15 protein-coding genes are annotated in these 15,403 nt (G+C 71.6%); 6 read left to right on the top strand and 9 right to left on the bottom strand.

The genetic code is table 11. The features are described 5' to 3' along the window. Positions 1–19: 19 nt before the first annotated feature. The 7 genes from ACFYYW_RS39985 to ACFYYW_RS39955 all read right to left on the bottom strand — a co-directional run bounded on the left by ACFYYW_RS39985 (position 20) and on the right by ACFYYW_RS39955 (position 8,148). Positions 20–1,846 carry an ABC transporter substrate-binding protein gene (locus ACFYYW_RS39985; RefSeq protein WP_352327364.1) on the bottom strand — a complete coding sequence of 609 codons (1,827 nt, stop codon included), beginning with the start codon at positions 1,844–1,846 and terminating at the stop codon, positions 20–22. A gap of 203 nt (positions 1,847–2,049) precedes the next feature. Continuing rightward, complete coding sequence (locus tag ACFYYW_RS39980) at positions 2,050–3,855, bottom strand: S9 family peptidase (RefSeq protein ID WP_387657444.1); 1,806 nt, start codon at positions 3,853–3,855, stop codon at positions 2,050–2,052. A 40-nt stretch (positions 3,856–3,895) separates the two neighbouring features. Then, the gene (locus tag ACFYYW_RS39975) at positions 3,896–4,753 is read right to left on the bottom strand and encodes a glutamate ABC transporter substrate-binding protein (protein WP_387657441.1); all 858 of its coding nucleotides are present in this window, start codon (positions 4,751–4,753) and stop codon (positions 3,896–3,898) included. 121 nt (positions 4,754–4,874) lie between these two features. After that, the gene (locus ACFYYW_RS39970; RefSeq protein WP_387657438.1) at positions 4,875–5,792 is read right to left on the bottom strand and encodes an amino acid ABC transporter permease; all 918 of its coding nucleotides are present in this window, start codon (positions 5,790–5,792) and stop codon (positions 4,875–4,877) included. Continuing rightward, a complete protein-coding gene (locus ACFYYW_RS39965; protein WP_352331392.1) occupies positions 5,789–6,457 on the bottom strand; it encodes an amino acid ABC transporter permease in 669 nt (222 codons plus the stop codon). The genes ACFYYW_RS39970 and ACFYYW_RS39965 overlap by 4 nt, the downstream gene beginning before the upstream one ends. 58 nt (positions 6,458–6,515) lie before the next feature. Then, on the bottom strand, positions 6,516–7,367 hold the full coding sequence (locus ACFYYW_RS39960; RefSeq protein ID WP_364391053.1) for a glutamate ABC transporter substrate-binding protein: 852 nt from the start codon (positions 7,365–7,367) through the stop codon (positions 6,516–6,518). Between the two features lie 25 nt (positions 7,368–7,392). Then, entirely contained in the window at positions 7,393–8,148 is a 756-nt protein-coding gene (locus ACFYYW_RS39955; protein WP_352327726.1) for an amino acid ABC transporter ATP-binding protein, read from the bottom strand. Between the two features lie 137 nt (positions 8,149–8,285). On the opposite strand from ACFYYW_RS39955, the gene miaB reads away from it, so the two are divergent. After that, positions 8,286–9,779 carry a tRNA (N6-isopentenyl adenosine(37)-C2)-methylthiotransferase MiaB gene (gene miaB / locus ACFYYW_RS39950; protein ID WP_387657433.1) on the top strand — a complete coding sequence of 498 codons (1,494 nt, stop codon included), beginning with the start codon at positions 8,286–8,288 and terminating at the stop codon, positions 9,777–9,779. A 159-nt stretch (positions 9,780–9,938) separates the two neighbouring features. Here the strand turns inward: miaB and ACFYYW_RS39945 are convergent, their stop codons facing one another. Beyond that, positions 9,939–10,313: a hypothetical protein gene (locus tag ACFYYW_RS39945; protein WP_387657430.1), complete on the bottom strand. Its 375-nt coding sequence runs from the start codon at positions 10,311–10,313 to the stop codon at positions 9,939–9,941. A 409-nt stretch (positions 10,314–10,722) separates the two neighbouring features. On the opposite strand from ACFYYW_RS39945, the gene ACFYYW_RS39940 reads away from it, so the two are divergent. From ACFYYW_RS39940 to ACFYYW_RS39930, 3 genes are all read left to right on the top strand, one after another. Next, a complete protein-coding gene (locus ACFYYW_RS39940) occupies positions 10,723–11,277 on the top strand; it encodes a hypothetical protein (RefSeq protein ID WP_387657428.1) in 555 nt (184 codons plus the stop codon). A gap of 159 nt (positions 11,278–11,436) precedes the next feature. Then, the gene (locus ACFYYW_RS39935; protein WP_387657425.1) at positions 11,437–12,183 is read left to right on the top strand and encodes an isocitrate lyase/phosphoenolpyruvate mutase family protein; all 747 of its coding nucleotides are present in this window, start codon (positions 11,437–11,439) and stop codon (positions 12,181–12,183) included. A gap of 38 nt (positions 12,184–12,221) precedes the next feature. Then, positions 12,222–12,941: a hypothetical protein gene (locus tag ACFYYW_RS39930; RefSeq protein WP_387657422.1), complete on the top strand. Its 720-nt coding sequence runs from the start codon at positions 12,222–12,224 to the stop codon at positions 12,939–12,941. 51 nt (positions 12,942–12,992) lie between these two features. Here ACFYYW_RS39930 and ACFYYW_RS39925 read toward each other — a convergent pair whose 3' ends face one another. Further along, entirely contained in the window at positions 12,993–13,898 is a 906-nt protein-coding gene (locus ACFYYW_RS39925) for a ribonuclease Z (protein ID WP_387657419.1), read from the bottom strand. Here ACFYYW_RS39925 and ACFYYW_RS39920 point away from each other — a divergent pair. Together ACFYYW_RS39920 and miaA are read left to right on the top strand one after the other, a co-directional pair. Then, on the top strand, positions 13,897–14,454 hold the full coding sequence (locus ACFYYW_RS39920) for a methylated-DNA--[protein]-cysteine S-methyltransferase (protein WP_387657416.1): 558 nt from the start codon (positions 13,897–13,899) through the stop codon (positions 14,452–14,454). The genes ACFYYW_RS39925 and ACFYYW_RS39920 overlap by 2 nt on opposite strands. Positions 14,455–14,494: 40 nt before the next feature. Next, a complete protein-coding gene (gene miaA, locus ACFYYW_RS39915) occupies positions 14,495–15,400 on the top strand; it encodes a tRNA (adenosine(37)-N6)-dimethylallyltransferase MiaA (RefSeq protein WP_387657414.1) in 906 nt (301 codons plus the stop codon). Positions 15,401–15,403: the final 3 nt, after the last annotated feature.

Here is a 15,403-nt window from a genome sequence, read left to right as displayed (position 1 = left end):
GCCCGCGGGAGGCCGGTCGTCAAGGCGTGTTGGGGTTCAGCCAGAGGTTGGTGACGTCGAAGACCTGGTACGACGGCAGGTACAGGGCGTTCTGCACCCGCTTGTTCTTGTAGAGCGGCGTGTTCTGGTTGTTCAGCGGCACGATCACCGCGTCGGCCAGCACCGTCTGGTCGGCCTCGTGCCACAGCGCCGCGGCCTTGGCCTGGTCGGTCTCGGCGAGCGCCCGCTTGATCAGGTCGTCCACCTTGGGGTTGCTGTAGCAGCCGTAGTTGCTGGTGCCGGCGTTGCAGTTGGTCTGGAACAGCGGCTGCATGACCGCGCGGCCGTTGTTGCCGTACCAGTCGGGGATCCAGCCGGGGGCCGACAGGTCCCATTCGCTGTTCTTGGCGTGCGAGGGCGTCTGCAGGTAGGTGTAGTAGTCGCCCTGGCGCAGCGGCAGGCCCTTGACGGTGATCCCGCACTTCTTCAGGTCGGCCGCGTACGACTGGAAGTTGGCCGGGTGGTTGCCCGCGTTGCGGAAGGCGCCGATGAGGGTCAGCCCGTTGGGGTAGCCGGCCTCGCTCAGCAGCTGCTTGCACTTGGCGGGGTCGCCCTGGTCGCCCGGCGTGGGGTACGGGTTGTACTCCTGGTAGCCGATGTTGCCGGGCGGGATGACCGTGTGCAGCGCGGTCGCCACGTCCGCGCCGCCGTAGATCTTGGCGATGGCGGTCTTGTTGATCGCGTACTCGATGGCCTGGCGGACCTTGAGCTTGCCCATCGCCCCGCCGGCGTTCTTGCTCTGCAGGTTGAACACCACGTACGGGTTCGTCACCGCGCCGGGGAAGATCGTGAAGTTGGGGTCGTTGCTCTTGAGCTGCGGGATCTGCGAGGTCGGCACCGGCAGGTCCCACGACAGGTCGGCGCTGCCGGCCTCGATCTGCTGCTGCACCGCGTCGGGCTCGCCGACGCCCATCTTGACGTCGATGGCGTTGACGTACTGGTGCCTGATCGGGTCGGACTCCTGCTTCCAGGCCGGGTTCTTCTCCAGCCGGATCGACTTGGTGGCCACGTACGAGGTGATCTTGTACGGGCCGTTGGAGATGACGTGCTGGCGGAAGGTGGCGTCGTCGGGGACGTACTGGTCGTACTCCTGCGGCGCCGCCGAGGCGAAGTTCAGGGCCAGGATGTTGAGGAAGTCACCGGCCGGCTGGGTCAGGGTGAAGACGATCGTCTTGTCGTCCTTGGCCTGCACGCCGGCGATGTCGTGGCCGTTCTGGAAGTCGGCCAGGGCCTTGGCGGTGGGCTTGGCCTTCTCGAACGCCTTGATGTAGGCGTCGCAGTACTCGGCCATGCCCTTGATCGTGCTGGTGTAGTAGCCGGGCGCGCCGGAGCCCGCCACCGGGTTGCAGATGCGCTTGAACCCGCGGACGAAGTCGCCCGCCGTTACCGGCCGCGGCGGCTGGGTGTCCCACTGCACGCCGTCGCGCAACTTGATCGTGTACGTGAGCTTGTCGGCGCTGAGGCCGCCGTTCGCCTCGGTGGGCAGCTCGGTCGCTATGTCGGGCAGCACCTCGTAGCCCTTGGTGGTGTCGGCTCCCGCCGCGACGCCCTGGAGGGCGTACAGCTGGCGCGAGTAGCCGCGCATGATCCCGATGGTGACGACGTAGTAGATGCTGGTCGGGTCGAGATGGTCGACGTCGCCCGAGCCCACGAGCCTGAGCGTGCCGCCCGTGACGGGGCTTCCCGAGCTCTGGCTCGCGGCGGGGGGCGGAGCGGATTTGCTGGTTCCGTTCTGCGTCGCGCAGGAGGTGGCGAGCAGAGTTGCCGCCGCCACCGTGATGATGCTGAGATGGCGCAAGCTGGCCATCTGGCCTCCCTCGTGCCGAGATGGGGGTGTTGTTGGCTGGCACAGCTGGGGCGCGCGTCGTGGCCGCGACGCGCGCCCCACGTTTACTGAGACGAGCAACCCATGCCGGAGGAAGACTGTCGAGGTCGGTTACGTAACTGTTTGCGACTAGCGACTGGTCGGTAATGCTGATTCAGTACGGGAATTGTCTGGAGATCGCGACATTAACTGAATAGCTGCTGGTAGAAAGCCAGCTCGGCGGCCAAGGCCGCGACGCGCGTCTCCATTCGGCGAAATCCGTGGGATTCGCCGTCGAAAGCGAGATAGGTGCAGGGGACGCCGCGCTCGGACAATGCGTCGGCGAAGGCCGTCGACTGCTCGGGCGGCACCACCGGGTCGTCGAGCCCCTGCAGCAGCAGCATCGGGCAGGACACCCCGTCGACCAGGCCGAGCGGCTCCCTGGAGGCGTAGACGGCCGGGTCGTCGCCGACCAGCCACTCGACGTAACGCGACTCGAAGTCGTGGGTGTGCGCGGCGAGCGGCGCGAGGGCGCTGACGCCGTAGTAGGACACCCCGCCCGCGAACACGCCGGAGCGGCAGCAGGCGGCCATCACCGTCCAGCCGCCCGCGCTGCCGCCGCGCACCGCGATGCGGGCCGGGTCGGCCAGCCCGGAGTCGGCCAGCCACTGGGCGGCGGCGACGGTGTCGGCGACGTCGACCAGCCCCCACTGCCCGCGCAGCCGCTCCCGGTAGGCGCGGCCGTAGCCGGTGGAGCCGCCGTAGTTGACGTCGAGCACGCCGATGCCGCGCGAGGTCAGGAACGCCTTCTCCAGGTCGAGCGCCGTGTCGGCGTGGGCGGTCGGGCCGCCGTGCACGAACACCACGAACGGCGTCGGCTCCTCGGCGACCTGGTGCAGGAAGGCGTGCACGGGCCGCTCGCCCGGGACGACCACCGGCCGCGGATCGGGCACGCCGGACAGGTCGGGCAGCCGCTCGTCGGCCCGCGCCAGCGGCTCGGCCCGCCCGGAGGCGACGTCGACCCGCACGACCGAGCGCGGCAGCCGGGCGGCGTGGCCGACGCCCGTCACGGACATGCCGTCGGCGGCGAGCGCGGCCTGCCATCCGGTGTAGGGCAGGTCGAGGTCGTGCAGCGCTCCCGTGTCCGGGTCGAGCACGCCCAGCCGCAGGTCGCCGCGCCCGTGCAGGACGGCGAGCCGCCCGTCGCCGAGCACGGTGTAGGGCGCGCCGCCGAGCTGCCACGGCGGCTGCGTGAACTCCTCCTCGGCCGGGCACAACGCCCGCGGCGCGGCGCCGTCGAGGCCGCACTCGTAGAGGTTCCACCAGCCGGAGCGGTCGGAGACCAGGTAGAGGGTGGCGTCGTCCTTCCAGGCGGGCGACAGGACGGACTCCGCCGCGCCGCCCAGCACCGTGCGGGCCTGCCCGTCGCGCAGCCGGACGACGCGCAGCTCGGTGCCGTCCCAGGGCATGCGGGGGTGGTTCCAGCAGACGTAGGCCAGGTGGGCGCCGTCGGGGGACAGGACGGGGGAGGCGTAGAAGTCGTGGCCGGAGGCTCGCTCCCGGGGCTCGCCGCCCGCCAGCGGGATCGACACGACGGACCGGGTGATCTTGCCGTGCTCGCCGTGGCGCTCGCGCACCGCCCACACCTCGCCGTCGTGGACGGTGAGGTCGGCGTAGCGGGAACCTTCGGCGGTGAGAGGTTTCGGCTGGCCGTTTTGCCCGAGAAGGTACAGGCGCTGGTCGGCCAGCGCGGCGAAGACCACGTCGCCGCCCGGCGTCACGGCATAGGGACGGCCGCCGTACTCGTGCACCCTCGTGCGTGCGCTCCAGGGGGCGGGCAGCAGGTCACGGCAGGTGCCGTCGGCCTCGCGGCGGACGATCGCGGTGCGGCCGCCCTCGCCCGGACGGTCTTCGGTCCACCACACCCGGCCGCCCTGGGCGACGGGCCAGCCGGGCCGCAGACCGGCGGCGGCGACGTCGCGGGCGGAGATGGGGGACGGCCAGAAAGGCATACCCGCATCCTGCCGGAAGATCCGGGGCCGTGGGGCGCGATCAAGAACATCTCTCCTGCGGCGGCATCGAGGCAGGCAGGTTGAGCCCGGTGTCGCCGAACCACTTGCGCAGCAGCCGCGTGGCCGTCCCGTCCCGCCACATCTCGACCACGGCCTGCTCGGCGGCCTCGCAGGTCTCGATGTCGCCCTTCTTCAGGCCGATGGCGTACCGCTCGTCGGTGAAGGGGTCGTTCAGCAGCCGGAACAGGCCGGGGGCCTGCTGGGCGAAGCCGGCCAGGGTCAGGTCCTCGGTGGAGACGGCGTCCAGCTCGTTGTCGCTGAGCTTGCGCACGCAGTCGGAGTAGTTGGCCGCGGGCACGGCCACGACGGGCAGGTCGAGCTTGCCGTCCGGCGGCGGGTCGGCGACGCGCTTGAAGGAGTTGGAGCCGGGCACCTGGCACACGCGCTTGCCCCGCAGGTCGGTGACCTGGCGGATGGAGGCGTCCTCGGCCCGGACCATCGTGTCCTGGTGCACGAGCACGTACGGGCCGGCGAAGGTCACCTTGGGCCTGCGGGCCTCGGTGATGGAGTAGGTGGCGAACACCATGTCCACGGTGCCGTTCTGGAGCAGCGCCTCGCGGCCCGCCGCCGGCGCCTCCCGCCAGGTGATGCGCACGGGCCGGCCGCGGGCCAGCTTGGCGACGACGTACCGGGCGACGTCCACGTCGAAGCCCACGGGATCGCCGGGACCGGCCTTCAGGCCCAGGCTCGGCTGGTCCCACTTGGTGCCCACGATGACCTGGCCGGTGCCCCTGATCTTGCCCACGACGCTGGAGTAGGCGCCGCCGCCACCGCACGCCACCGGTACGGCGAACGCGGCCGTGCCGGCCAGCGCCACCACGACTCCACGTATCCGCACGCACAGGAGTCTGTGGGGTCGGCGGCCCCGCAGGGCCGGTCCGCGTGCCGCGTGGGCGAAGATCTGAGGCTTTCTTTACGAGACGGCGGCGGGACGTAAGCCTCCGCCGCCGTCTCGCGGGTCACTCCACGGGGATGTCGGGCGCCATGCCGCCGCCCTCGGTGCCCTGGCCGGTGGCGACGCCGACGGAGGCCGCGCCGGGGGTGGCGATCGGCCGCGCCGAAGTCTTCCTGCTGCGCCGGCTGCGCCGCTCCAGCAGGGTGGCCAGGTAGCTCAGCGTCATGTTGAGCGCCACGTAGATGACGCCGATGACGATCGCCGCCGGGATCAGCGAGCCGAAGTACGCGGCCGGCAGGATCTTGAACCCGGTGTTGAGCAGGTCGACGTAGGCGATGATGTAGCCGAGCGCGGTGTCCTTCAGCAGCACCACGAGCTGGCTGACGATCGCCGGCATCATCGTCGTGACCGCCTGCGGCAGCAGCACCAGGCGCAGCACCTGGTTCTTGCGCATGCCCACCGCGTAGGCGGCCTCGGCCTGGCCCTTGGGGATGGCGTGCACGCCCGCGCGCACGATCTCCGCCAGCACCGAGCCGTTGTAGAACATCAGGCCCAGCACCACCGCGATGAAGGCGTAGTCGCCGCCGCCGGCGACGGCGGGCGCCAGGTAGAAGATGAAGAAGATCAGCAGCAGCAGCGGGATGGCCCTGAAGATCTCCACCACCGCGGCCGCCGGCACCCTGATCCAGGCGTGGTCGGAGAGCCTGGCCAGGCCGAAGACCGCGCCGAAGACCAGCGCGAGCACCGCCGCGGCGGCCGCCGCCTCCAGCGTGCCGAGCAGGCCCGGCAGGATGAACTCCCGCCACACCTCGGCCGTCAGGAACGGCTGCCAGATCTTGCCGTCCCACTGGCCCTTGGCGTCGAAGCCCCGGTAGACGAAGTACACGACGGTCAGGACCGCCAGGACACTGATCGCCGTCAGCAGGTGGTTGCGCACCCGGGCCCGGGGGCCGGGGGCGTCGAACAGGACGGACGCGCTCATCGTGCCACCGCCAGACGCCGGGCCAGCCAGCCGGAGAAGAAGCCGATCGGCATGGTCACGGCCATGAAGGCCACGACCACCCCGAGGAAGATCGGGATCGAGGCCCCCGTGGTGTCGAACGTGAGCTTCATCTCCGCGGCCACGTCGGCGGCGTACCCGCCGGCGACCGCCACCGTCGTGTTCTTGATCATGGCGATCATCACGCTGGCCAGCGGCGCGATGACCGATCGGAACGCCTGCGGCAGGATGATCAGCCGCAGCGTCTGCATGAAGCTCAGCCCGATCGCCCGGGCCGCCTCCGCCTGTCCCATCGGGACCGTGTTGATGCCCGAGCGCACCGCCTCGCACACGAACGCCGACGTGTAGATCGACAGGCCCATCGAGACGATCCAGAAGGAGTTCGTCCGCGGCTCGCCGGAGAAGACGAGGCCGAGCTTGTCGCTCAGGCCCAGCGCCGAGAACGCCAGCACCAGGGTGAGGGGGGTGTTGCGCACCACGTTCACATAGACCGTGCCCACCGCGCGCAGCACGGGCGTCGGGGAGACGCGCATCCCGGCCAGGACCGTCCCGAGGACGAGCGAGACGACCGCGGCCACGAGCGCGATCCTGATGTTCCCCCAGAAGCCCATCGCGAGGTCGGGCAGGTACTTGATTAGTTCATCCATCGTGCTCCACCGCATAGAGCGGCGGCGGCCGGGATCCCGGCCGCCGCCTCTGGCGTGACTAGCTGCAACCCTCGGCCGGGGGCGCGGTCTCCGACAGCTTCAGGCCCTGGATGCCGCCGAACCACTTCTCCAGCAGCTGCTTCATGGTGCCGTTGTCCCAGATCTTCTTCACCGCGGTGTTGACGGCCTCACACGTCTTGGTGTCGCCCTTCTTCAGGCCGATGCCGTACTTCTCGTCGGTGAAGCCCTGGCCGAGCACCTTGAAGTTGCCGCCGGCCTGCTTGGCGAAGCCCGCCAGGATCAGGTCGTCGGTGGTGACGGCGTCGAGGTTGCTGCCCGACAGCTTCTGCACGCACTCGGAGTAGTTGGCCGCGTCGACGGTCGTGGCGTCGATGTCGAGCTTGCCGTCCGGGGGCGGGTCGGTGACGCGCTTGTAGGAGTTGGAGCCGGCCGCCTTGCAGATCTTCTTGCCCTTGAGGTCCTGCGGGGCGTTGATCGCGGCGTCGTCCTTGCGGACCATGATGTCCTGGTGCGCGATCACGTACGGGCCGCCGAAGGACACCTTGGCCTTGCGCTCCTCGGTGATGGAGTACGTGGCGAAGATGATGTCGACGGTGCCGTTCTGGAGGAAGGGCTCGCGGTTGGAGGAGGCCGACTCCTTCCACTCGATCTGGGCGTCCTTGCCGCCGTTCATCTCCTTCAGCACGGCCTTGGCGACGTCGACGTCGAAGCCCTCCGGCTCCGACCCCTTCTTCAAGCCCAGGCTCGGCTGGTCCCACTTGGTGCCCACCACGACCTTGCCGCCGTCCTGCACCTTCTCCAGGACGCTGGCGTAGGTCTTGTCACCGCCGCAGGCGGCCAGGGCGGCGAGCATGCCCACTCCCGTGACCACCGCTCCCAAACGACGCATGTGCATGTATACCTGCCTCAAAATCTCAGTGCGTGAGGATCTTCGAAAGGAAATCACGCGCGCGGTCGGTCTGCGCGTTGGTGAAGAACTCGTCGGGGGTGTTCTCCTCCACGATCTGTCCGTCCGCCATGAAGACCACCCGGTTGGCGGCCCGGCGGGCGAATCCCATCTCGTGCGTGACGACCATCATCGTCATGCCGTCGCGGGCCAGCCCGATCATCACGTCGAGCACCTCCTGGACCATCTCCGGGTCCAGGGCCGAGGTGGGCTCGTCGAAGAGGATCATCTTCGGGTCCATGGCCAGCGCACGAGCGATCGCGACCCGCTGCTGCTGGCCGCCGGAGAGCTGGGCCGGGTACTTGTCCGCCTGCGCGGCGATGCCCACCCGTTCCAGCAGCTCCATGGCCCGCGCGTCGGCCGCCCTGCGGTCCTTGCGGCGCACCTTGATCGGGCCGAGCGTGACGTTCTCGCGGATGGTCTTGTGCGCGAACAGGTTGAAGGACTGGAACACCATGCCGACCTCGGACCGCAGCCTGGCCAGCCCCCTGCCCTCCTCGGGCAGCACCTGGCCGTCGAACACGATCCTGCCGTCGTCGATCGTCTCCAGGCGGTTGATCGTCCGGCACAGCGTGGACTTCCCACCGCCCGAAGGGCCGATGACCACCAGAACCTCGCCACGAGAGACGGTCAAGTTGATGTCCTTCAGGACGTGCAACGCCCCGAAGCGCTTGTTGACGCCCTCCAACTGAACGAGTGGAGTGGCGTCGCCGTTCTCCGTCATGGACCAAAACGGTAGAGGTCATTAAGACGCTGGTCACTAACCAGGTGGTACCGATCCGGTCACATCGAGCCGTCAAGCTGGTGTTTTAGACGGGGGCGGCTGCCGCGAGCCGGACAACGACTACCCTTGAACCTGCCATGACTGTGACCCAGGAGAGCGCCCGCACGTACGAAGTGCGCACATACGGGTGCCAGATGAACGTGCACGACTCCGAGCGCCTTTCCGGCCTGCTGGAAGACGCCGGCTACGTGCCGGCCCCCGACGGCCAGACGGCCGACGTCGTCGTGTTCAACACGTGCGCCGTGCGGGAGAACGCCGACAACCGCCTCTACGGAAACCTCGGCCATCTGCGGCCGGCCAAGATGGACAACCCGCGCATGCAGATCGCGGTGGGCGGCTGCCTGGCCCAGAAGGACCAGGGCGACATCGTCCGCAAGGCGCCCTGGGTCGACGTCGTCTTCGGCACCCACAACATCGGCTCCCTGCCGGTGCTGCTGGAGCGGGCCCGGGTGGCCGGCGAGGCGCAGGTCGAGCTGAAGGAGTCGCTGGAGGTCTTCCCCTCCACGCTGCCCACCAAGCGCGAGTCGGCCTACGCGGCGTGGGTCGCGATCTCGGTCGGCTGCAACAACACCTGCACGTTCTGCATCGTGCCGTCGCTGCGCGGCAAGGAGAAGGACCGCCGTCCCGGCGACGTCCTGTCCGAGGTGCGCACGCTGGTCGGCCAGGGCGTCCTGGAGGTGACCCTGCTCGGCCAGAACGTCAACACCTACGGCGTCGAGTTCGGCGACCGGCTCGCCTTCGGCAAGCTCCTGCGCGCCTGCGGCGACGTCGAGGGCCTGGAGCGGGTGCGCTTCACCTCGCCCCACCCGGCCGCCTTCACCGACGACGTCATCGCCGCCATGGCCGAGACGCCCAACGTCATGCACCAGCTGCACATGCCGCTGCAGTCGGGCTCCGACCGCGTGCTGAAGGCCATGCGCCGCTCCTACCGGGCCGAGCGCTACCTCGGCATCATCGAGCGGGTGCGGGCCGCCATGCCCGACGCGGCCATCTCGACCGACATCATCGTCGGCTTCCCCGGCGAGACCGAGGACGACTTCCAGGCCACCCTCGACGTCGTCCGGCAGAGCCGCTTCGCCAACGCCTTCACCTTCCAGTACTCCATCCGTCCGGGCACCCCGGCGGCCACGATGGAGGACCAGATCCCGAAGGAGGTCGTCCAGGAGCGTTACGAGCGCCTGGTGGCCCTTCAGGAGGAGATCTCCTGGGAGGAGAACAAGAAGCAGGTCGGCCGCACGCTGGAGGTGCTGGTCGCCGAGGGCGAGGGCCGCAAGGACGACGCCACGCGCCGCCTGTCCGGCCGCGCCGCCGACAACCGGCTCGTGCACTTCGCGGTGGGCGAGGAGACCCCGAGGCCCGGTGACATGGTCACCGTCGAGGTCACCTACGCCGCCCCCCACCACCTGGTCGCCGACGGCGCGGTCCGGGCGGTGCGGCGCACGCGGGCCGGCGACGCCTGGGAGGCGCGCCAGGGCGCCCCGGCCAAGGGGCCCGGCGTGCTGCTCGGCATGCCGTCCGTCGGCCGACCGGAGGCCCCCGCCCCGGCCGCCGGAGCCTGCTCGGCCCACTGAGCCGCCGCATCGTCACCGCGTTCCCGCACCCCGCCGCTCCTTCGGGACGGCGGGGTGTTCCGCGTGGGTCAGCGCCTGACAGTGGGGTGTTCCGTCTGGGGCAGCGCCTGACGGCCGGGTGTTCCGCGTGGGTCAGCGTCTGACGGCCGGGTGTTCGGGTCAGCGCCTGAGGCGGTCGAGGAAGCTGTAGCACGGCTGCCGGCGGAAGTCGTCGAACGTGGCGCACGGGTCGGGCCCGCCGGGCCGTACGGAGGGAGGCGGCGGCGGGGGAGGCGCCTGACGGTCCGGTTCGGGCACGACCCGCTCCCTGGGCGGCGCCTGCGGGGACGCGTGCGGAGCCGGACGGCGTACGGCGGCCCGCCGGGACGGACGCGGCGGCGCCACCAGCGGCGGACGCGTGGGAAGCGCCCTGGGGGAGAGCGGCGACGACAGCTCGCCCTTCACCGGCCTGCCCTTGCCCGGAGGGACCGAGGGCTCGCCCGGCTCCGGCGCAGGCTCCGGCTGCGTCGCCGTGGGCCGGTCGGGTGCCGGCACGGCCTCCATCCAGCCCGGCGACCATGGGCCGGGCGACCAGGGCCCCGCCGACGGGGTGGGCGGCGCCGGGGACGGCTCGGCCACCGGTGAGCCGGCGATCTGCGAAGGAAAATACGATCTTGGGATAAGCGGCGTTTCCTGATCGAATTCACGGCGGTTTTGCGGGCGCGATTCCGGAGAACTGGTGAATGCGAGGAAAATCCCGAGGCCGGCCGTGACGAGTACCCCGGCAGCTCCCACCGCGGCGCCCAGCCGGGGACGGCCACCTGGGCAAACAGATCTTTGGGGGGACAAGTCGTGATTCCTTTGTGATTGGTGTGCGAGCATTCCGCTGTTGCGGCTAGTGTGGTCCATCACCCGCGGAAGCCGGCGAGCTTTCCCCGATACGACCGCAGGGAGCTGCACCACCATGCATGATCCGACCGAGCCGGATCGTCAGGAGATCCTCTCCGGGCCGGGCCCGTCCCCGAGGCCCCCCGGCAAGAGCAGGAAGACCGCCGTCATCGCCGCGTTCGCCCTCGTCGGCGTGCTCGCCGCGGGCGGCGCCGGCTACCTGCTGGCGGCCAAGCCCGGCCAGAGCGCCCAGCAGGAGCAGGGCTCCGGCCGCCCGTCCCCGGCCACGAGCGCCGGCGACGAGGTGTTCGAGGCCGACGAGGACGCCACCATGGGCGACGCCACCACCGACGCCCCCACCGCCACCGACGACGGCCTGCCCACCGACGGTTCCGACGACTCCGCCATGGGCGACGCCGTCACGGACACGGGCGGCGGCCCCGACACGGGCGGCGGCTCCGACCCCGCCGACAAGGGATCGACCGGTTCCGACCGCACCGGCGACACGACCCGGACGGGCACCGGCAAGAAGCCCGGCACGCCCACCATGGCCCCGCAGCCGGAGGGCGACCTTCCCGCCGACGGCCCCGCGGGTGAGCTGAGCGGCCAGTGCGCCAAGAACGGCTGCTGAGCCACCGCCTGAGCCACCGCCTGTGAGTCACCGCCTGTGAGTCACCGCCTGAGCCACCGCCTGAGCCACCGCCTGTGAGCCACCGCCCCCAAGTGGTTCGGCCTTTCCGGCCGGTAATGGATCTGCTGGAGAGCCGGCCGTCCTCGTAGGGTGCCGGGCATGACGACTGACAGAGCGGCCACGTTGCGACGGCTGCACGTGCCCGGCAGCCCGCTGATCCTGCCCAACGTCTGGGACGCCGCCTCGGCGCGCGCGGTCCAGGAGGCCGGGTTCCCGGTGGTGGCCACCGGCAGCGCGGCCGTCTCCCGCGTGCTGGGGTACGCCGACGGCGAGAGCACGCCGGTCGGCGAGATGATGGCCGCCGTCGCCCGCATCGCCAGGGCCGTGGACGTGCCCGTGACCGCCGACGTCGAACGCGGTTACGGGCTCGCGCCGGGCGAGCTGGCCGAGCGGCTGGCCGAGGCGGGGGCGGTGGGCTGCAACGTGGAGGACTCCGACCCGCGTACCGGCGAGCTGGTCGACGCAGGGGCGCAGGCGGACTACCTGGCCGGGATGCGGGCGGCCGCGGGCGACGCCCTGGTGATCAACGCGCGGGTCGACACCTACGTGCGGGGCGTGCGCGACCGGGCGGCGGCGGTGTCGCGCGCGCGGCGCTACCTGGAGGCGGGGGCCGACTGCGTGTACCCGATCACGCTGGAGGACGAGGGCGAGATCGCGGCCCTCGTCGCCGAGGTGGGCGGGCCGGTGAACATCCTGTTCCGGCCGAAGGCGCCGTCGTACGCGCGGCTGGCCGAGCTGGGGGTGGCCAGGATCAGCTTCGGCGGCGGCCTCCACCAGGCGGCCCACGCCTACACCCAGGGCCTGCTCGCCGCCGTCGCCCAAGGCCGCGACCCCTACACGACCTGACCGCCGGGTCGTGGCGGGTGGCGCGTACGCTTGCGCTCGTGCTTGTCGCCGCGGCCGTCTGCCCGCAAACCCCGCTGATCGTGACCGGGCTGCCCGAGCTGCGCGCGGCCTGTCGCACCGCGGTCGCCGCGCTCCGGGCCGCCCGTCCTGACGTGCTGGTGGTGGTGGGCGGCGCGGAGACGACCCGCTCCTACGACGGCGCCGCCGCGGGCACCCTGCGGCCCTGGGGCTTCGACGTCACGGTGGGCGAGGGCGCGCCCGTGCTGCCGCTGTCCCTGACCGTCGGCCGCCGGCTCCTGAACGACCCCGAACCCCCCTCCGGCCCGCCGCCCGCCACCGGCGCCGAGGGGGTTCCGGCCCAAGTGCTCGCCCGCGACGCCGGCGGGGTGCCCGCGCAGGCGGTCGCCTTCGCCGCCGCTCCGGCCGAGTGCCGGGCGATCGGCGCCGGGCTGGCCGCCCTCGGACGGGTCGCGCTGCTGGTCATGGCCGACGGCTCGGCCTGCCTGACCCCGCGGGCCCCCGGCCGGTACGACGAGGCGGCGCAGCCGTACGACGACCTGATCGCCGAGGCGGTCGGCACGGCAGACGCGGCGGCGCTGGCCGCGCTCGACCCGGTCGAGGCAGACCGGCTCTGGGTGACCGGCCGCGCGGCCCTCCAGGTGCTGGCCGGCGCCGCCGAGGGCACGCCGCTGACGGGCACGCTGCTCATGCGGTCCTCGCCCTACGGCGTCGGCTACTTCGCGGCCGTGTGGAGCTGACGAGACGGCATCGGAAGGCGCGTCAACCTGGGGCCGGCACCGGAAGGCGCGTCAGGCCAGGGGGCGGCGGCGGGGGACCGGGATGCGCATCAGGTCGCGGGCCGTGATCACTTCGCCGTCGAAGCTGCGCCGTACCTCCGCCACGAACGACGGCTCCTCGGCGAACCCGTACCGCTCGGAGAAGTGCGTGAGCACCAGCCTGCGCACGCCCGCGTCGGCCGCCACCACGCCCGCCTCGAACGCCGTCAGGTGCCCGTACTCCTTGGCCAGCGCGCTTTCGGCGGACAGGAACGTCGACTCGATCACCAGCAGGTCGGCCCCGGAGGCCAGCTCGAACACGGCGTCGCACAGGCGGGTGTCCATGACGAACGCGGCGCTCTGCCCCGGCCGGGGCTCGCTGCACTCGGCGAGCGTGACGCCCCGGACCGAGCCGGTGCGCTGGAGCTCGCCGACCTCCGGGCCGCGGATGCCGTGGCGGGCCAGCCGGTCGGGAAGCATGCGGCGGCCGGGCGGCTCCTGGATGCGGTAGCCGTACGACTCGACGGGGTGGGACAGGCGGCGGGCGATCAGCGGCCCCACCCCGGCCAGCGCGCCGGAGACCGGATGCTCCTCGATCACCTTCGTGTCGGCGAACGCGGCCGCGTGCCGCAGCCTGCGCCAGTACGTCTCGCCGGCGGCGGGGAAGACCGCGCGCACCGGATGGCGCACCCGGTCGCGGGCGATGCGCTGCACGACCCCGGGCACGCCCAGGCAGTGGTCGCCGTGGAAGTGGGTCACGCACAGCCAGTGGACGTCGTTCGCGCTCAGCCCGGCGTGCAGCATCTGCCGCTGCGTGCCCTCGCCGGGGTCGAAAAGATAGCCTTGCCCGTCCCAGCGCAGAAAATACCCGTTGTGGTTACGGTGTCGGGTGGGCACCGCGCTGGAGGTGCCCAGCACCACGAGTTCACGTGAGGACATGATGACCACGCAGCCCACGCAGCCCACGCAGTCCGCGCTGTCCACGCTGTCCACGGTCGCGTTCGCCGAGGTGCCGACGCCGGTCGGCCCGTTCGTGCTGGCCGTCACCGAGCGGGGGCTGGTCGCCTCGGGATGGGGGTCGCCCGCCGGACTGGCCGACCGGCTCGGCCTGGCTGAGGTTCATGATGCGGATCGTACGGCCTGCGCCGTCGCCGAGCTGAACGCTTATTTCGCCGGCGAGCTGCGCACGTTCAGCATCCCCGTGGACTGGCGGCTGATGACGGGCTCCCGGCTGCAGGTGCTCCAGGCGCTGCACCGCGTCCCGTACGGCACCGCCGTCACCTACGGCGAGCTGGCCCGGCGCGCCGGGTCGAGCGTGCCGGCCCGCGGCATCGGCTCGATCATGGGCTCCAACCCGATCCCCATCTTCGTGCCCTGCCACCGGGTGGTCGCGGGCAACGGGCTGGGCGGGTTCAGCGGCGGCGTGGGGGTGGAGACCAAGCGCTGGCTGCTGACCCACGAGGGATACCTCCAGCAGACGCTCCTCGACCTGTAGGTGGTCCGTCCACACCCGGACAGTTGACACACTGGTCGGTGTGCGCCAGCAGCCAGTCATCGCCGTCGTGGGCCCCACGGCGGCCGGGAAGTCCGATCTCGCCGTCGACCTCGCGCTCCGGCTCGGGGGCGAGTGCGTCAACGCCGACTCCATGCAGCTCTACCGCGGCATGGACATCGGCACGGCCAAGCTCACCCCCGCCGAGCAGCGCGGCGTCCCCCACCATCTGCTGGACGTCTGGGACGTCACGGTCACGGCCAGCGTCGCCGAGTATCAGCGCCTGGCCAGGGAGCTGTTCGCGAAGATCGACGTCCCGGTGCTGGTGGGCGGCAGCGGCCTCTACGTCCGGGCGGCCCTCGACGACCTGGAGTTCCCCGGCACCGACCCGGTGATCCGGGCCCGGCTGGAGGAGGAGCTGGCCGAGCGCGGCCCGGCCCCCCTGTACGAGCGGCTGCGCGAGCTCGACCCGGCCGCCGCCGAGGCGATCCTGCCGAGCAACGGCCGCCGCATCGTGCGCGCGCTGGAGGTGATCGAGCACTCCGGCCGGCCGTTCTCGGCCACCATGCCGTCCTACGACGCCGTCTACCCCAGCGTGCAGCTCGGCCTGGAGGTGCCGCGGCCCGAGCTCGACGAGCGCATCGAGCTGCGGGTCGAGCGCATGTGGGCGGCGGGCCTGGTCGAGGAGGTCCGCGCGCTGCTCGGGCAGGGCCTGGCCGAGGGGCGCACGGCGGGCCGCGCGCTCGGCTACGCCCAGGTCATCCGGTTCCTGGAGGGCGAATGGACCGAGGAGCAGGCGTTCGCCGAGACGGTCAGGGCCACCAGGCGCTTCGCCCGCCGCCAGGAGTCGTGGTTCCGCCGCGACCCGCGGGTGCGCTGGCTCCCGTACGACGCCCCCGACCTGCTTGAACGATCCCTGGCGCACATCGCCGACCCGGGTGCGGCATAAACT

Origin of the sequence: Nonomuraea sp. NPDC001831 (assembly GCF_042892035.1) — a bacterium.
Lineage (GTDB): Bacteria > Actinomycetota > Actinomycetes > Streptosporangiales > Streptosporangiaceae > Nonomuraea.
The sequence above is the reverse complement of the archived record's forward strand: the minus strand, read 5'-3'. Positions and strand labels throughout refer to the sequence as shown.